This is a genomic window from Starkeya nomas (assembly GCF_902703545.1).
GTDB classification, from domain to species: domain Bacteria; phylum Pseudomonadota; class Alphaproteobacteria; order Rhizobiales; family Xanthobacteraceae; genus Ancylobacter; species Ancylobacter moscoviensis.
The window spans coordinates 4554132-4571835 of the sequence record NZ_CACSAS010000001.1; the positions used below are offsets into that span (position 1 = coordinate 4554132).

Here is a 17704-nt window from a genome sequence, read left to right on the forward strand (position 1 = left end):
GACTTGCGGCGAGCGCATGTCCGCGTGGGGAGAGGGCCGCTGCGCGTGGATACGACGACGAGTTTCCGTTTGGTGATCGCGGACGACCATCCGCTTTTCAGGGGTGCACTGCGCGAGGCGATGTCGCGCCAGTTTCCGGCGGCGGAACTGTTCGAGGCCGGCGGCTTCGAGGAGCTTCAGGCGCTGCTGGAGCGCGAGAGCGATCTCGACCTCATCCTGCTCGACCTGACCATGCCGGGCGTGCGCGGCTTCTCGGGGCTCATGTATCTGCGCGCGCAATATCCCGGTATCCCGGTGGTGGTCGTCTCCGCCAACGAGGAGGCCGGCGTCATCCGCAACTGCATGGAGTTCGGCGCCTCCGGCTTCATCCCCAAGACCAGCGCGGTCGAGACCATGCGCGAGGCGATCGCCGCCGTGCTGGAGGGGCGGACCTGGACGCCGCCCGACGTCGACCTGTCCGGCGGCTCCGACAAGGAGACGCAGGCCCTCGTCGCCCGCCTCGCCACGCTGACCCCGCAGCAGGTGCGGGTGCTGATGATGCTGTCCGAGGGGCTGCTGAACAAGCAGATCGCCTATGAGCTCGGGGTTTCCGAGGCGACCGTGAAGGCGCATGTCTCGGCCATCCTTCAGAAGCTCGGCGTGGAAAGCCGCACCCAGGCGGTGATCGCCGCCTCGAAGATCGAGGGCGGCACCTGGGCACAGGCGGCGGGGTGATTTCCCTTAGTATCCTCATCGCCGGGTCAGGCCCGGGGATGAGGACGTGTCCGGTGGGCCGGCTTGTCCGTGATCGACAGCGATCCCGGATCGGGCCTCTGGCTCATCTGGGATGAAGGGTTCATCCCAGATGGCCGTCATTCCCGGGCTCGGCCCGGGAATCCACGTCTTTCTTACTGATCCAAAGGCATGGATGGCCGGGCCAAACCCGGCCATGACGTCGTTCTTGTGGTGAGCCTCGTCTACTCCGCCGCCGCGCGGGTGGCGCGGTACTGGGCGAGCAAGGCGCGCAGGGCGGCCGGTCGCACCGGCTTGTTGAGCACGGCCATCTCCGTGGCGCGGGCGCCGTCGCGCACGCGCTTCGAGCGGTCGGCGGTGATCAGCACCGCCGGCAGCGACTGGCCGAGCTTCCAGCGCAGCTGCTTGGCGGCATCGATGCCGTCGCCCTTGTCGAGGTGGTAGTCGATCAGCAGCACGTCCGGCACGGCGCGGCGCTCGCGCAGCACGGCGAGGGCCTCGCTGATGCCCGGCGCCTTGATCACATGGCAGCCCCAGCCCGAGACCAGCGTCTCCATGCCGTCGAGGATCGCCGGATCGTTGTCGATGCACAGCACGTTGAGGCCCTGAAGCGTCGCCACCGGCGCGGCCGGGCGGGGCGAGGGCTCCTCCATGGCGGGCATCGGCGGGGCGGAGGGCACCTCGATGGTGAACACGCTGCCTCTGCCGGGGATGGAGGTGAGCGAGATCGGATGGTCGAGCACGCGCGCGATGCGCTCCACGATGGAGAGGCCGAGCCCCAGTCCGCGGGCGGCCTTGGCGCCCTCGTCGAGCCGCTGGAACTCCTTGAAGATGAGCTTCTGCTTGCCCGACGGCACGCCGACGCCGGTATCGAGCACCTGCACGCGCAGCCGGCCGTGGTGGTGGCGCACGCCGATCAGCACGCGGCCGCGCGGCGTGTACTTGATGGCGTTGGAGACGAGATTCTGCAGCAGGCGGCGCAGCAGCCGGCGATCCGAGCGAACCGCCGCCGTGCTCGGCACGAAGGTAAGGCGCAATCCTTTTTCCTTCGCCATGGGGGCGAATTCGAGCTCGAGCTGCCGGAAGATCTCGTCGAGCCGCAACGGGGCGATGTCCGGCTTGAGTGCGCCGGCGTCGAGCCGCGAGATGTCGAGCAGGGCACCGAGGATCTCCTCCACCGCCTCCAGGGAGGCATCGACATTGCGCGCCAGCCGGGTTTCCTCGCCGGCCTCGGCCCGCTCGACGAGGCTCGTGGCGTAGAGCCGCGCGGCGTTGAGCGGCTGCAGGATGTCGTGGCTGGCGGCGGCGAGGAAGCGGGTCTTGGAGATGTTGGCCTCGTCCGCCTCGGACTTCGCCTGGGCGAGCTGCGTGTTGAGCTTCTCCAGCGCCTTGGTGCGCTCGCGCACGCGCCGCTCCAGCGTCTCGTTGGCGCGCTCCAGCGCCTCGGCGGCCTCCACCGTCGGGGTGATGTCGGTAAAGGTCACCACCACCCCGCCATCCGGCATGGTGTTGACGCGCACTTCCATGACCACGCCGCGGGGGGCGAGGCGCTCCTGGAACGCGACGTTCCGGCGGGCGTAGCGGGAGAGCTTCTCGCGTACGATCTCCTCGACCGGGCCGGGGCCGAACTGGCCGTTGGCGGCGTTGAAGCGGATGATCTGGTCGATGCCGACGCCGATGCGCAGGATTTCCGGCGGCAGGTCCAGCATCTCGCCGAACTGGCGGTTCCAGGTGACGAGCCTGAGGTCGCGGTCGAACACCGCGATACCCTGGCGGACATGGTCGAGCGCGGTCTGCAGGATCTCGCGGTTGTACTGGATGGCGGCCGAGGCATCGTCCAGCAGCTTGAGCGCCGCCTTGGTCGAGACGGTGCGCTTGCGCAGCATCAGCGACAGCACGAGGCGGGAGGAGGCCGCGCCGATGGCCGAGGCGAGCAGGTGCTCGGCGTAGCGGATGAGCTGGAAATCGGCCTCGCGGTTCGGCTCCAGCGAGACGCCGCGCATCGCCGAGACGCTCTCGAAGGAGGCGCGGGTGCGATCCTCGCCGAGATAGCGCGAGACGGTGGCGATGAGCTCGCCGACGGTGACGGGCGAGCGCCAGAGCCGGAAGCTCGGCGCCGAGGGGGCGTGCTCGCTCTGCACGAAGACGCTGGCCTGCAGCCGCTCGATCGGCGTCGGCTGGCGCATCAGCGAGACGGCGAAGAACACCAGCACATTGACGCTGAGGCTCCACAGAACGCCATGCACGAGCGGGCTGGCCTGCACCCCGAACAGCGCCTGCGGGCGCAGCATGGCGAGATCGAACGGGCCCCGCTCGAGCAGGGTGGTGGCGAACAGCCCGGCATCGACGAGATTGGGCAGCATCAGCGTGTAGGCCCACAGCGCGATGCCCGCGGCGATGCCGGCCAATGCGCCGCGCGCGGTGCCGCGCCGCCAGACCAGCCCGATCAGCAGGGCGGGGCCGAACTGGGCGACGGCGGCGAAGGAGAGCAGGCCGATCTGGGCAAGCTGCGCCTCGCCGGTGACGCGGTAGTAGAGATAGGCCAGCAGCAGGATGGCGACGATGGCGATGCGGCGCACCGTCAGCAGCCGGTGGCCCATGTCGACGGCGTCGGGCTGAGCGCTGGCGCGGCCCGCCTCCTCGGCCTCGCGCAGGCGCCGGCCGCGCACCATCAGCGGCATGAAGATGTCGTTCGACACCATCACCGCCAGCGCGACCGTCTCGACGATGACCATCGCGGTCGCCGCCGACAGGCCGCCGACGAAGGCGACGAGCGCCATGGCGTGTGCGCCGACCGAAAGCGGCAGGGTGACGACGTACATGTCGCCGTCGATGAAGCCCGGCGGGAAGGCGACGAGGCCGGCGACCGCGATGGGGATGACGAAGATGTTGATGAGGACGAGGTAGAGCGGGAACAGCCAGCTCGCCTTGCGGATCTCCTGTTCGGAGGTGTTCTCCACCACCGCGACATGGAACTGGCGCGGCAGCAGCAGGATGGCGAGGGCCGACAGCAGCGTCATCGCGGCCCAGCTGCCGACCGAGGAGCCTTCCGTCAGCGTCGGCAGCACGCCCTTTGCCGCGGCCTGCTCGAACAGGTCGAAAGGCCCGGAGAACATGCCGAAGACGACGAACAGGCCGACCATCAGGAAGCTGACCAGCTTGACGATGGATTCGGTCGCCACCGCCAGCATCAGCCCTTCCTGGTGCTCGGTCGCGTCGATGTGGCGGGTGCCGAACAGCACGGCGAAGACCGCCATCGCCACGGCGATGGTCAGCGCGAGGTCGCCGACCATCGGGTAATGCAACCCGAGCCCCTCGAAGTCGCCGAGCATGGCGAGCAGGGACGCCGAGACGGCCTTGAGCTGCAGGGCGATGTAGGGCAGCGAGCCGACGATGGCGACGCACGCCACAAGCGCCGCCACGCCCTGGCTCTTGCCGTAGCGAGCGGCGACGAAATCGGCGATCGACGTGATGTTCTGCGCCTTGGCGAGACGCACGATGCGCAGCAGGAACGGCGTGCCGAGCGCGAAGACGAGGATCGGCCCGACATAGATGGTGAGGAAGTTCACGCCCTGCGTGGTGGCGAGGCCGACCGAGCCGAAGAACGTCCAGGAGGTGCAGTAGACGGCGAGCGACAGGGCGTAGATGTAGGGGCGGCCCTCACGTCCCCGGCGCGGGAGGCGCCGGTCGCCAAAGCTCGCTACGGCAAAGAGGAAGCCGATATAGACGAGCGCGACGACGATGATGGTCCATGCCTGAAGCATGCGTCTCCGGGCCTGTTGCTCCGCCTGCCAGCGCAGGGCCCTCGCGGGAAGGCCCCTAGGGCATCCCTTTATGCGCCGCGCCGGCGCGGATCGGCAAGCGGCGCGCAAGATGAGCGCCGTTCGCCGAACGGCAAGGGTTGCCGCTTCGCGCGGAGCGTATCAAAGTGAACGAACAGGCTGGTGAATCGGGGGACCGACGTGGGGAAGATGCTGACGGAATTCCGCGAATTTGCGGTGAAGGGAAATGTGGTCGATCTCGCCATCGGCGTGATCATCGGCGCCGCCTTCGGGCGGATCGTCGAATCGATCGTCTCCGACCTGTTCATGCCGATCGTCGGTGCCATCCTCGGTGGCCTCGATTTCTCGAACTACTTCGTCGGCCTGTCGTCCAACGTCACGGCGACCAGCCTTGCCGCCGCGCGCGAGCAGGGCGCGGTGCTCGCCTACGGCAACTTCCTCACCATCGTCATCAACTTCCTCATCATCGCCTGGATCCTGTTCATGGTGGTGAAGGGAATCAACCGGTTGCGCCGCAACGCGGCGAACGAGCCGCCGGCGCCGGCGGCCCCAACCAAGGAGGAGGTCCTCCTTACGGAAATTCGCGATATTCTCGCCAAAAAGGCGTGAACCGGCCTGAAATAGCCGGGAGTGCCACGCTGTGTGTGCAGTGCGGCAAAGAGGGCTGGGACAGGGGCGCAAAACCGGTTAGAAGCCTTTCAATCTAACCGAGCGTATATCCATGGTTGCCTTCACACGCCTTTCGATCCCCGATGTCGTCCTCATCCAGCCGGTACGGCACGGCGATGATCGGGGCTATTTCTGCGAGACCTACAAGAAGTCCGCCTTCGACGATTTCGGCATCGACCTCACCTTCGTGCAGGACAACGAATCGCTCTCCCGCGAGGTGGGCGTCGTGCGCGGCCTGCACTTCCAGGCGCCGCCGATGGCACAGGCGAAACTGGTGCGCGCGGTGCGCGGCGCGATCTTCGATGTCGCGGTCGATATCCGCAAGGGATCGCCGAGCTACGGAAAGTGGGTCGGTGCGACGCTGACGGCGGAAAAGGGCGAGCAATTGCTCGTACCGCACGGTTTCGCGCACGGCTTCTGCACGTTGGAGCCCGATACCATCGTCGCCTATAAGGTGGACGCGCCCTATTCCCGCCCGCACGATGCCGGAATCCTGTGGGACGACCCGGATATCGGCATCGACTGGCCGGTGGGCGCGGACAGGGTGGTCCTGTCGGACAAGGACCGCCAGGCGCCACGGCTGCGTGACTACGCGACGCCCTTCGTCCTGTGATTCTTCCTGCGGAACAAGAGCCTACATGACAAGCATCGTCTCCAGCACAACCCCCGGTGTGGCCCAGCGTGTCCTCGTCACCGGAGGTGCCGGTTTCATCGGCTCGGCCGTCGTGCGCCGCCTGGTGCGCCAGGGCCGCCAGGTGCTGACCTATGACAAGCTCACCTATGCCGGGAACCTTGCCTCCCTGGGCGAGGTACACAATCTGCCGGGGCACAGCTTCCTTCAGGCCGACGTCTGCGACGGGCAGGCCTTCCGTGCGGCCCTGCACGAGTTCCGCCCCGACCTCGTCATGCATCTCGCCGCCGAATCGCATGTCGACCGTTCGATCGACGGGCCGGGTGACTTCATCCGCACCAATATTGTCGGCACCTACACGCTGCTCGACGAATCGCTGGGCTACTGGCGTTCCCTCGACGGTGCCGCGCAGAAGCGCTTCCGCTTCCACCACATCTCGACCGACGAGGTGTACGGTACGCTCGGCGACGAGGGGCTGTTCCGCGAGGATACGCCCTACCAGCCGAACTCCCCCTACTCGGCGTCGAAGGCTTCCTCCGACCATCTCGTGCGGGCCTGGTTCCATACCTATGGCCTGCCGGTGGTGATGTCGAACTGCTCGAACAATTATGGGCCGTACCACTTCCCGGAAAAGCTGATCCCGCTGACCATCCTCAACGCGCTCGACGGCGCGCCGCTGCCGATCTACGGCAAGGGCGAGAACGTGCGCGACTGGCTGTATGTCGACGATCACGCCGCCGCGCTGGACCTGATCGCCACGCGCGGGCGGCTCGGCGAGAGCTACAATGTCGGCGGCAACAACGAGCGGCGGAACATCGATGTGGTGCGCACCATCTGCACCATCATGGACCGCATCGTTCCCGACGCCCGGATCGGTTCGCGCGAGAAGCTCATCACCTTCGTCACTGACCGTCCCGGCCATGACGCGCGCTATGCCATCGACGCGACGAAGCTGAAGACCGAGCTCGGCTGGGTGCCGGACGAGACCTTCGAGAGCGGCATCGAGAAGACCGTGCGCTGGTATCTCGACAACACCGCCTGGTGGGAGCCGCTGAAGGCGCGCTACGACCGCCAGCGCATCGGGCTTTCCAAATGACGCGGGTGCTGCTGCTGGGGGCCGGTGGGCAGGTCGGGCGCGAGATCGCCGGGCTTGCGGCCGGGCGCGTCGCCGAGCTGGTGGCGCTGGACCATGCCGGGCTCGACATCACCGACGCGGCGGCGATCGACGTCGCGCTGACGGCGCACCGGCCGGACATCGTGATCAACGCCGCCGCTTATACGGCCGTCGACAAGGCCGAGAGCGAGCCGGAGAAGGCGCATCTGCTCAACGCCACGGCACCGGGGCTGGTGGCCGCCGCCTGCGCGCGGCACGGTGCCGGGCTGATCCATATCTCTACCGACTATGTGTTCGACGGCACCAAGGCCGGCGCCTATGTGGAGAGCGATCCCGTGGCGCCGCTGGGCGTCTACGGCGTCTCCAAGGAGGCCGGCGAGCGGGCGGTGCGCGCGGGCGTGGAGCGCCACCTCATCGTGCGCACCTCCTGGGTCTATGGCGTTCACGGCGCGAACTTCCTCAAGACCATGCTGCGGCTCGCGGGCGAGCGCGACAGGCTGACCATCGTCGCCGACCAGAGGGGCTGCCCGACCGCCACGCAGGACATTGCCGAAGGGCTGCTTGCCGCCGCCCGGGCTTTGGCCGGCGGCGACATGGCTCCGGGCACCTATCACCTCGCCGGCACCGGCGCGACGACGTGGTTCGACTTCGCCCGCGCCATCATCGAGCGCGGCGCGGTTCATACCGGCCGCCGGCCCGAGGTGGTGCCGATCACGACAGCCGATTATCCCACGCCGGCCCGTCGACCCGCCAATTCCGAACTCGCCAGCGACCGGCTCGCCCATGCCATCGGCTTCCGCGCCGCACCCTGGCAGCAGCGGGCCGCCGAGGTGGTGGACCAGCTTCTCGCCTCTCCGGCGTCCTAGATCGAGATCCGACATGAAGGGCATCATCCTCGCCGGGGGCTCCGGCACCCGGCTTCACCCGATCACGCTGGCGGTCTCCAAGCAGCTGCTGCCGGTCTACGACAAGCCGATGATCTACTACCCGCTCTCCACGCTGATGATGGCGGGGATCCGGGACATACTGATCATCACCACGCCGCACGACAGCGCGCTGTTCCGGCACCTGCTGGGCGACGGATCGCCCTTCGGCATTTCCCTGAGCTACGCTGTGCAGGACAGTCCGCGCGGGCTCGCCGACGCCTTTATCGTCGGGCGCGACTTCATCGGCGACGAGCGTGTGGCGCTGGTGCTGGGCGACAACCTCTTCTTCGGCCACGGCCTGCCGGAACTGCTGAAGGAGGCGGTGGCGCGCGAGACCGGCGCCACCGTGTTCGGCTATCCCGTGCACGACCCCGAGCGCTACGGCGTCGCCGAGATGGGCCCGGACGGGCGGGTGATCTCGCTGGAGGAGAAGCCGCTCAAGCCGAAGTCCAACCTCGCGGTGACGGGGCTCTATTTCTACGACAACCGGGTCGTGGAGATCGCCGCCGCGCTGAAGCCGTCGCCGCGCGGCGAGATCGAGATCACCGACGTGAACCGCGCCTATCTGGAGCGGGGCGAGCTCAACGTCTCGATGATGGGCCGCGGCTTCGCCTGGCTCGACACCGGCACGCCGGACTCGCTGATCGAGGCGGCGCAGTTCGTCCAGGTCATCCAGACCCGCCAGGGCCTGCGCATCGCCGCCCCGGAGGAAATCGCCTTCCGCGCCGGCTTCATCGACGCCGCCCAGCTGCGCAAGCTGGGCGAGGCGCGGAAGAAGTCGGACTACGGGAAGTACCTCGTCCGGCTGGCGGACGAGGTGGAGTGAGGAGAAGCCGAAGATTTCCTGTCACGGCGCTCCGGCTGGGACGGGCTCGACTTGGCTCCAATACGACCAGTCCCATGAACAGGCCTGTCGGCAATCTGTCCGGACATCGACTTTCGCTGTTCCTGCCGGGAGCGCGACGTGAGCTTTCTGCGTGTGACGGTCGGCGGGGTTGTTGAGCGGATCGAGGCAGCGCTCGAACAGAATATCGCCCGACACGCTGTCGCGGATGGAGAAGCAGACACCATCCGTGGCATTGCCGTTCTGCCATGCTCCATCTCTGATGCCGAACTCCAGTTCCAGCGCCGCAGCGTTTGGAACCGCAAGCGAGATGCTCGCGGGGGCGTGAGCGAAGACGCCTTCTGGGGAGGGCGTCAGGGCAGGGGGATTGGGCGTCAGAGCGGAGATGAGTGAACCTATCTTCTTCATTCGCTGTCCAAGCATTGAATCCGCCGCCGGCGGACGATAGCTGGCCCGCAACGCGGAAATATCGATGCTGGCAATGGAGACGCCGATCTCGCGCGCATAGGCCCGAGGGCCCCAACGATCTGCAACGACCGTGAACGAGACAGGCTTGCGCAACAGCGAGATGTCCCCCTTCGCAAGAGCCAGATAGTCGTCGGGTGCGGTCGTGACGGTAGGCGACAGAATCATGCCTTCGCTGGCCATTGCCGGAATCAGGCGATAAGGCTCGGAGCTGCCGTCACTGTATGTGACAACCAGAAAAACGGGTGGAGGCTTGAAGAAGAAGTTCAAGAGCCTGCCATACAGTGTCTTGCGGATATCCAAAGAGACGAAAAGCGGCCTGTCGCCGGGCGGCAGTGGGACGGCTGCGTTGAAGCGCGCTTCGGAGCGCTCCGGTGGGGACAGAATGTTCTCCAGTGGAACAGGGCGTTGCCGCAAGAGCAGCATGCCCGAGAGGGAGTCGACGACTTCGTATTTGGCAAGGAATAACGGCCAAAGCGAGCCTTCGGCCGAGGCCGGGTGTCGGCCATCGATCGATCCCGGAGCCATATAGAGATACTTTGGGGCGCGATCGCTGAGGAAGAAGTCGCGATCTTTCCCAATTAGATAGGGCGAGTAGGCGCCGTGTTCCTGGACCGTCGGGCGCGGCACAAAATGCTGCCCCGAAGCGATGATAATTGCCTGTCGGTTAGGGATAATATCAACAGTACCATCTATATTCGGAAGAGGAGAGTTTTCTCGTATTCTAGCTGCTGCAATTTTCCAATTGGCATGGTTGTTTGAAATAAATTTATCGTAATCAGTTATTATTTGATATAGTATCGTCATCTGGTGGTATCCAGATGAAATCTTTTCGGTAATTATCGAGTGAGGAGCCATCTTTATTGCTGAAAAATGTCCCACCAAGAGCGTAAGTGCTAGAAGTAGAAGGGAGATCATGGTTGCGACGCGCGATCTGAGCGCGTGGTCGCACATGAATAACCACGCGAGAAGCAACGACAGCGCGCTCCATGCGATCATGGAGTGGGCATCGTGCCGCACAAAGCCGTGCTTCAGGGAAAGAAACAGCGCGGCACCGACGACAAGTAATTCTGCGCTTTCGTCGACGAAATTTTCGCCTTTCTGAATGGATCGGAATTTATACCATATAAGAAGACAGCCGGTCGCGATTGCGAGGGACGTCCATGCTAAAAGATCCCATGCTGGGCCGGTTATACTCATTGCCTCGGAATAAAATCGGGTTACCTCAAATCCGCTTTGTAGATAGTCGGGGAGATTCGACAGATTTTGTCCTGTCAAAATCCATATCAGGATGAAAAGAAATACATAGGATGCCGTTGCGACGGGTAATCGCTTATTGTTCACTAAAACGATATCGAGAAGCAATAGCGTGGGAATAACTATAGAAATTGTAGAAAATTTTGCAGACGTCATGGCGGAAAGTGATAGAGAAAATAGTAATGTGATAAGGTATACTGATGTTCTTTGAACAAAGATTCGGCAAGTCATAAAAAATGCCACCGCTAATACGACAAGCGTTGCGTCGGATGACTGAATTGATAGGTATAATGTAAGCAAAAATACAATAATTCGCCAATTTGATGTTGTTGAAAATGCAAATATTGTGGTTGCTGTGAGGCTAATGATAAGTATTGTTGGTGAAAGTATATATAGAGCGTTGATTCCTGGATAAAAATATCGGTATATAAGTGTCATTAGTGGTCCGACGGTGAAGGTGATGTCGGTTCCGAAGTTGTGCCCTTGTTGTTGGCCGGCGGCTATCGTTGCAACCCAAGAGGGATCAAGGGCATCGACAATGGGCCATAGCGAAAATTTCAAAGCATCTGCATAAATTAGCAGGGCGCATATTGAGCAAAAAACAAGTATAATTGTCCGAATGAAGGATGAAGGAAGCGTTTGTTGTGGGTATTTATATTCCATTTCAGCCTCGATTTTTAAGTCGATTTTCATGATGTATGAATATAGCTTCTACCTAAAAGTGAAATTTTTATGCAAAATATAACTTGTGAAGGATAGGGTGAATAGGCCGATTATATGGGCTGTTGTTTCGTTGTGAAACTGAATCGCGAGAGATGGAAATATATGTCTCGCTAATAAAACTGAAATTGCACTAACCTGGGCTAGGCCGACGATATTTACTAAAATAAATCGTGATAGTTCGGCTGCGGCGTAGCCTTTTGATCTTTTAAATACAAAAATTCTATTGAGGGTCCAAGCAGTGAGTATGCCTATTATATAGGATACAATGATCGATGTAAGGTAGCCAACGTAGGGTGCAATGGCGATCCGACTTGTGACGTTGACAATGACAGATATGCCGCTGGCGGTAAGAAAACGGAAGAAACGTGAGCTAATGATTCGAGTCAATAATGGGGCTGATGCCATCATAGCTGCTTCGCCATTCGCCGTCCAAGGCGCACGCTTTCGGCGATCCCGCGATCCTCGGGATAGTAGTAGCAGGTATCCGCGATCTGAAGGCCGGCGATTGCCGTGCGGACCGGCGGGATCTTGTCGTAGAAGTTCGGCTCGCACACCGGCTGCGCATGACGCAGGCGGCCGACCTTGGCGTCCAGCAGGTCGTCGTCGGTGATCGCCGGGTTGATCTTCCTGATGTAGCCGAACGCCTCGCGGATGAAGGCGTCGTCATCCCACGCCCATTTCGGCTGCGTCACCGGCATGTAGTAAGGCACGTAGACGACCGTCTGCGGCGTGGGGCGCAGGTTGGAGAACTCGATGATGCCGGGGATCTCGATGTCCGGCTCCACGATGTTCACCCAGAAATGCGGCGTCACCGACTTCTTCAGCTTGAACAGCAGGCAGACCACGCCGATGTTATTGATCGCGTCGTAGCGGGCCTTGTCTGCATCGGGGAGGGCGGGGACCAGCCGGCTGATCAGCGGGGTCGGTACGGTGCAGATCACGGCGTCGGCAGGAAATTCGCGCCCGCCGGCCCGGACGCCGGTCACACGTCCGTCCGTCACCAGCACCTCCTGCGCCGGCGTGCCGAGATGGAGCCGCCCGCCGGCCGCCGCGAATCCGTCCACGAGCGCGTCGACCAGCGTCTGCGAGCCGCCGTCGATATAGCCGAGCTGTTCCCGGAAGATGTTCTTGCGCGACGTGCCGATGCGGCGCACCCGGGTGGCGATCCAGGAGGCGGAGACGTGGTCGGCATATTCATAGAACTTCAGCTCCTGCAGCCGCTTCCAGAGCTTGTTGTAGACGGTCTTGCCCGAGCCGGCCTCGATCCACTGGCGGGAGGTGAGAGGCTCGATCTTGCGGAAGTTCCGCGCCCGCGTGGCGAGGAACATTTGCAGGCCCGTGCGGAACTTGTCGATCAGCCCGAGGTGGGGAAAGGTCAGCAGGGAGATCGGATCGCCCCATTTATGCAGGCTGCCGCCGATGCGATACGCCATCGAGGTGTCGCGCCAGCGCATCCTGTCGCCGATGCCGAGCTCCCGCATCAGCTCGAATGTCGGCGCGTCCGACTTGCAGACGAAATGGTAGAAGCGCTCGATCGACAGGCCGGAGAAGTCGAAATGCGCGGCCATGCCGCCGGCCTGGCTGTCGGCCTCGACGAGGTCAACGCTGTGGCCGAGCCGAGCGGCCTGCCACGCGGCTGCGAGCCCCATGGCGCCGGCACCGATCACCACGACGCGCATCTTGCCGGTCTCTCCCTGGCCTGCCATGCGGCGCTTCCTTCTAGAATTCGAGAACGATCCGGCCATAGGCCGGGTCGAGGAAGGTTTCGTCCGGCGCCTGCCGGAGCGGCGTGCGGGGCACGCCGAAGGTGCCCGGCCAGTCAACGACGGGAAACACTTCCGGAATGACCAGTGCCTCGAGCTGGCTGGTCGTGAAGGGCGGCTTGGCGTTGAAGCGTGCATAGAGCCAGAGCAGCCCCCAGAACACATGGTAGGGGATGTGCACCAGCCGGGCGCGGGGCTTCACGATGTCATGGATCGTCGCGATCAGCTCGCCATAGGCGATCTTGTCGTGGCCCGAAATGTCGTGGACGCCGGTGGCGCGCGTGTCGAGGCTGGCGGCGATCACCGAGACGAAGTCGCCGACATAGAGCGGTTGGCGCGGATAATTCCCGTCGCCCGGAATGGGGAAGACCGGCGTGCGGTCCATGAAGCGGCGCAGCCAGCCCAGATGCTTGCGGTCGAACCACCCGAACATGAGTGTGGGACGCAGCACGACATGGGGAATGCCGCTTTCGACGAAGAGCTGCTCCTGCGCGGTCTTGGAGCGGGTGTAGAAGTCATCCGCGAGCGAATTCACCACCGACGAGGAGATGCCGACGAAATAGCCGATGCCGTGCCGGCGCATGGCGTCGAGGATCACTTCCGTGGCGCGCACGTTGTTGGCCGTGAACTCGTCTTCGACCAGGCCGCCGATCTGCGCCTGATTGATCACCACGGCATCCGCACCCGCGAGGCTGTCGGTCCACGGGCCGGGTTGCGAGACGTCGGCCTCGATGATGGTGACATCCGGATGCACCTTCCGGAACAGCGCGACATTGGCCGCGTGCTTGTCGATGCCGACGAGTTCGATGTCCGGGCGGCCTTTCAGGCGGGCGACGAGGTTCTGGCCGACGAGGCCGGCGGCCCCGGTGACGACGATCTTTCGGGCGGTCATAGGTTCATCTTGTTGAAGATGGCGGACGGGATCAGTCTGACGATCAGCATGACGAGGCGCCAGCGGGCGGACGCATACTGGACAGGGCCGCCCTTGTCCGCCGCACGGCGGACGACCACGGCGACCTGCTCGGCCGTCGCCCAGAGCGGGCCGCCCTTTTTCATGCCGGCGGTCATCGGGGTGTCGGTCGGGCCGGGCTTGACGACGACCGCCCGCGGCCCCTTGCCGGCGAAACGATGGGCGATGCCCTCGATCAGCGCGGCGATGCCGGCCTTGGCGGCGCCATAGACATAATTGGCCCGGCGTCCGCGATCGCCGGCCACCGAGCCGAGGACGACCAGCGAGCCGCTGCCGCGCCGCTCGAAATCTTCCGCCACGGCGAGAGACCACTGGGCCGGCGAGGTGAAGTTCGCCGCCATGATGCTCTCGGCCGCAGCCGAATCCTGTTCGGCGGTCGGCTGGTCGCCCAGCACGCCATAGGCGATGAGCACATGATCGAACGCGCCGTGCGTGGCAAGAAGGCCCAGCCAGGCCTGCCGGGCGTCGTCGCGGACGAAATCAATCTGCGCGATATCGACGGCGGAGGCGCCGCGCAGCCGGAGATCGGCGGCGATCGCCTGCAGCCGTGCCGCGTTGCGCCCGGCCAGCACGAGCCGCGCGCCTTCGGCCGCGTACAGCCGGGCCGTGGCTTCGGCGATGCCGGAGGTGGCTCCCAGAATGAGCACACGGAGGGGGGAGTGGGACATATCCGCTTCTATCCGTTCAGCTCTGCATCCGTCGCCAGAAGGAAGACGAGATGCCGGGATCGACATGTTGCGCGAACCGCTCCGCTGCCGGATAGCCGGCATGGAACAGATCCGGCGGAAGGCGTCCGTCCTTGGCCGGATAGAGACGTCCCTTCGCCTCGCGGACGATGGCGTCCAGTCGCGACAATAGGGCGAGTGTTTCAGGCCCACGGTTCGGAAAATCAAGGGCGAGCGTCGTGCCTTCCCGCGGAAAGGACAGGAGGCCGGGCGAGGCGACAGCGCCGAAGGTCTTCAACACCGCGAGGAAGGAGCCCGTTCCGGCGCGGGCGATCGTCCGCAGCATCTCGCGTGTCGCCTCCGGAGCGGCCTCGGGAGGCACCACGCTCTGGTACTGGTACATGCCCCGGCGCCCATAGAGCCGGTTCCAGTTCCGGATGGCGTCGAGCGGATAGAAATAGGGATCGTAGGAGACGACGCGGCGACCCGCCTTGGCCGCTCCAGCATAATGGTAAAGCCGGTTGAAGGCGGCGATCGAGTAGCGGTTGAGGGCGATTTCCGGAAAGTCGAACGGGATGGACGGCCCCTGGCGGCCGGCTACCTCGAGAGGTCCCTCCGCCGCGTGGTCGGCGAGGGTCAACAGGCCACGGCCGAGATCGCCGCCGCTGGCGAGACAGTCGATCCAGGCGACGGAATAGGCATGCGCGGCATCGCTGTCCCGCGCGAGGCGGAAGAACTCGCCGAGATTGGCAAAGGGGATGGTTTCGGTCACCATGTGCGAGCTCGAGATCGGCTGCAACTCGACCGTCACCGTGGCGATGACGCCGGTAAGGCCGAGACCGCCGATCGTCGCGGCGAAAAGGCCGCTTTCATCCTCCGGCGTCAGCTCGCGGTTCGAGCCGTCCGAACGCAGGAGAGTGAGCGCGCGGACCCATCGTCCGAAGGTGCCGGCGCCATGATGGTTCTTGCCGTGGACGTCGTTGGCCACGGCCCCGCCCAGCGTCACGAACTTGGTTCCGGGAGTCACCGGCAGGAAGAGGCCTCGCGGAATGGCGAAAGCGAGGACCTGTGCGAGCGAGACGCCGGCTTCCGCCGTCAGGAGGCGCGTGGCCGGATCGAAAGCGATGAACCGGTCGAGCGCGGAGACGTCGATGAGGGCGCCGTCCGCGTTCAGGCAGCTGTCGCCATAGGACCGCCGCAGGCCGCCCGCCAGCACCTTGCCTGTCGAGGCGGCACCGGTGTGAAGCAGAGCGGGCAGCTCGTCGAGAAAGGCCGGCCGCGCAAGATCGTGCCGTGCGCGGAGCACGCGCCCCCACGAGACCAGCTGGTCGGTGTCGACGAAGCCGGTCACAGCGCGATCAGGAAGAAAAGGGCGACGAAGACGGCGAGGCCGCGGCTCGGCCAGTCGCGCAGGGCGAAGCTGACGGGGTCGTCGAGCATCTTGCCGCGATGGGTCAGCAGCCAGATGCGGCCGAGCCAGATCGCCACCATCAGCGCGATGGCCCAGAGATATTGGGGCCGGCTGTAGCCGACGATGCGGAACGCCTCCTCGACCATGTACAGCACGAGGATGATGAGCGAGCCGAGGCCGGCGCCGATACCGAAGGCAAGTGTAAGCGGCCAGTCGTCGACTTCGTAGCCACGTGCCTTGAGCACGCCGCCCTTGAACTGGCGGGCCTGCACGATCTCCGTATGCCGCTTGGCCGTGGCGAGGGAGAAGAAGAAGAACATCGAGAAGGTCAGCAGCCAGATCGGCGCGGAGACGCCGAGCAGCGCGATCCCCATGACCAGCCGCAGCGTGAAAAGCGCCGCAATGATGAAGGTGTCGAGCAGCGGAATCCGCTTCAGCCCGAAGGAATAGGCGAGCGTGATGGCGAGATAGGCCACGAGCGTTGCCGCGAAGGCCGGGCTCAGCAGGGTTGCCGCAAGCAGAACCAGCGGAATGAGCACGATGGGAACGACCATCGCGTGCATCAACGGAATCGCTCCGCTGGCGATGGGGCGAAAGCGCTTGGTCGGGTGCCGCCGGTCGGCGTCGAGATCGGCGAGATCGTTGATGAGATAGCTTGACGACGTCATCAGCAGCAGGAGGCAGAAGCCGGCCAGCGTCTGGAGGATGAGTCCGACATTCCCCCAGTCGTGCCCCAGGATCAGGGGTACGAACATCAGCACGTTCTTCGACCAGTGATGCACGCGCAGGGCACGCGGCCATGTGCGCAGCGGGCTCGGCCGCTCCGCGTGCGGGCGGAACTCGGCGATGACCGGCTTGCCGAGCTTGCGCGCCCGGCGTGCGACCTGCGCGCTCGCGCCGGCGAGGACGATGCCGTCGGCCAGCGCCCAGACGGACAGGTCCGCTGCATGGTCGCCGGCATAGATGAAACCGTCCGGGAAGCGCTGGGCAAGAAGCCGCGCTTTCGCGTCGCCCTTCAGATTGATGCCGTCATGGGTGGCGATCACCTCGTCGAAGATGCCGAGGTGATCGGCGACGCTTTGCGCGATGCGCCGGTCGGCCGCCGTGCAGAGCACGATATGGCTGCCGCGCTCCGCCTCGTCATGGAGAAAGCCGAGAATGTCCGCACAGGTGTGCAGGTTCTCCGGATCGAGCACGATATGGTCGGCACAGAACGCCTTGAAGGCCGCCTTTCCTTGGAAAAGGGCCAAGGCGAGCTGCGGCAGGAGCTTGGGCTTGCGGAAAACGAAACGCGCCAGCTGCTCGTGCAGGGAGTCGGACTTGATCAGCGTGTGGTCGAGGTCGACCACGATCACCCTGCGCGAAGCAACGGTGCTTGCCGCGACGGTGCTCATCCGCCTCTCCCTAAAATACCGCTCCGAAGACTGACAGCCTTCCGCGCGCGGGGGTCATATCGCTAACGACTCTCAACCCGGACGACCTTTTCCTCGGGCGTGTTCATTGCCCAGGGCCTCAAGCGCCTCGGCGGAAAGGCCAGTCTGAGTTCAGCGGTATAATTGGTGAAGTTGGGGTTGTGGAAGGGGTCGTTGACGAGAAGTTCGCCCCACCGCCGGCGCATGTAGCGGGCCTCGCCGTTGAAGCGCTCGACCTTGTCGGGGGCGCTGTCGGGGCCGCGCGATACCGATTCGTAATGATGGAGCTCGGCGAAGGGGGTCCAGACGACACGGTAGCCGGCCTCCCGTACGCGCAGGC

General features: G+C 64.4%; 15 protein-coding genes. 6 read left to right on the forward strand and 9 right to left on the reverse strand.

Features of this window, described 5'->3' with window-relative positions; genetic code table 11:
* The first annotated feature begins 45 nt into the window (after window positions 1–45).
* The gene (locus STARVERO_RS21515) at window positions 46–714 is read left to right on the forward strand and encodes a response regulator transcription factor (protein WP_144341833.1); all 669 of its coding nucleotides are present in this window, start codon (window positions 46–48) and stop codon (window positions 712–714) included.
* A 242-nt stretch (window positions 715–956) separates the two neighbouring features.
* On the opposite strand, the gene STARVERO_RS21520 is transcribed toward STARVERO_RS21515, so the two are convergent.
* On the reverse strand, window positions 957–4496 hold the full coding sequence (locus STARVERO_RS21520; RefSeq protein ID WP_159601463.1) for a PAS domain-containing hybrid sensor histidine kinase/response regulator: 3540 nt from the start codon (window positions 4494–4496) through the stop codon (window positions 957–959).
* Between the two features lie 207 nt (window positions 4497–4703).
* On the opposite strand from STARVERO_RS21520, the gene mscL reads away from it, so the two are divergent.
* The 5 genes from mscL (at window position 4704) to rfbA (ending at window position 8680) form a co-directional block, all read left to right on the forward strand.
* Complete coding sequence (mscL, locus tag STARVERO_RS21525) at window positions 4704–5123, forward strand: large conductance mechanosensitive channel protein MscL (protein WP_159601465.1); 420 nt, start codon at window positions 4704–4706, stop codon at window positions 5121–5123.
* A gap of 112 nt (window positions 5124–5235) precedes the next feature.
* Window positions 5236–5796: a dTDP-4-dehydrorhamnose 3,5-epimerase gene (rfbC, locus tag STARVERO_RS21530; RefSeq protein ID WP_159601467.1), complete on the forward strand. Its 561-nt coding sequence runs from the start codon at window positions 5236–5238 to the stop codon at window positions 5794–5796.
* A gap of 25 nt (window positions 5797–5821) precedes the next feature.
* Window positions 5822–6910 carry a dTDP-glucose 4,6-dehydratase gene (gene rfbB, locus STARVERO_RS21535; protein WP_159601469.1) on the forward strand — a complete coding sequence of 363 codons (1089 nt, stop codon included), beginning with the start codon at window positions 5822–5824 and terminating at the stop codon, window positions 6908–6910.
* Complete coding sequence (gene rfbD / locus STARVERO_RS21540) at window positions 6907–7794, forward strand: dTDP-4-dehydrorhamnose reductase (RefSeq protein WP_144341838.1); 888 nt, start codon at window positions 6907–6909, stop codon at window positions 7792–7794. The genes rfbB and rfbD overlap by 4 nt, the downstream gene beginning before the upstream one ends.
* Before the next feature lie 13 nt (window positions 7795–7807).
* Window positions 7808–8680 (forward strand): glucose-1-phosphate thymidylyltransferase RfbA, encoded by an 873-nt coding sequence (gene rfbA / locus STARVERO_RS21545; RefSeq protein WP_159601471.1) that lies wholly within the window; start codon window positions 7808–7810, stop codon window positions 8678–8680.
* Between the two features lie 21 nt (window positions 8681–8701).
* Here rfbA and STARVERO_RS21550 read toward each other — a convergent pair whose 3' ends face one another.
* The 8 genes from STARVERO_RS21550 to STARVERO_RS21585 all read right to left on the reverse strand — a co-directional run.
* The gene (locus tag STARVERO_RS21550) at window positions 8702–11113 is read right to left on the reverse strand and encodes a hypothetical protein (protein WP_159601473.1); all 2412 of its coding nucleotides are present in this window, start codon (window positions 11111–11113) and stop codon (window positions 8702–8704) included.
* 18 nt (window positions 11114–11131) lie between these two features.
* Window positions 11132–11551: a GtrA family protein gene (locus STARVERO_RS23875; RefSeq protein ID WP_159601475.1), complete on the reverse strand. Its 420-nt coding sequence runs from the start codon at window positions 11549–11551 to the stop codon at window positions 11132–11134.
* Window positions 11548–12849 (reverse strand): NAD(P)/FAD-dependent oxidoreductase, encoded by a 1302-nt coding sequence (locus STARVERO_RS21560; RefSeq protein ID WP_244616866.1) that lies wholly within the window; start codon window positions 12847–12849, stop codon window positions 11548–11550. Before STARVERO_RS21560 ends, STARVERO_RS23875 begins: the two co-directional genes overlap by 4 nt.
* A gap of 13 nt (window positions 12850–12862) precedes the next feature.
* Entirely contained in the window at window positions 12863–13798 is a 936-nt protein-coding gene (locus tag STARVERO_RS21565) for an NAD-dependent epimerase/dehydratase family protein (RefSeq protein WP_159601477.1), read from the reverse strand.
* Window positions 13795–14544 carry an SDR family NAD(P)-dependent oxidoreductase gene (locus STARVERO_RS21570; protein WP_159601479.1) on the reverse strand — a complete coding sequence of 250 codons (750 nt, stop codon included), beginning with the start codon at window positions 14542–14544 and terminating at the stop codon, window positions 13795–13797. The genes STARVERO_RS21565 and STARVERO_RS21570 overlap by 4 nt, the downstream gene beginning before the upstream one ends.
* Window positions 14545–14560: 16 nt before the next feature.
* Window positions 14561–15892: an FAD-binding oxidoreductase gene (locus STARVERO_RS21575; RefSeq protein WP_159601481.1), complete on the reverse strand. Its 1332-nt coding sequence runs from the start codon at window positions 15890–15892 to the stop codon at window positions 14561–14563.
* Window positions 15889–17346, reverse strand: coding sequence for a UbiA family prenyltransferase (locus tag STARVERO_RS21580; RefSeq protein ID WP_144341845.1), 1458 nt, complete (start codon window positions 17344–17346; stop codon window positions 15889–15891). The genes STARVERO_RS21575 and STARVERO_RS21580 overlap by 4 nt, the downstream gene beginning before the upstream one ends.
* Window positions 17347–17408: 62 nt before the next feature.
* Window positions 17409–17704 (reverse strand): glycosyltransferase family 2 protein (locus tag STARVERO_RS21585; protein WP_422802166.1); only part of this gene is annotated, 296 nt, incomplete at its 5' end.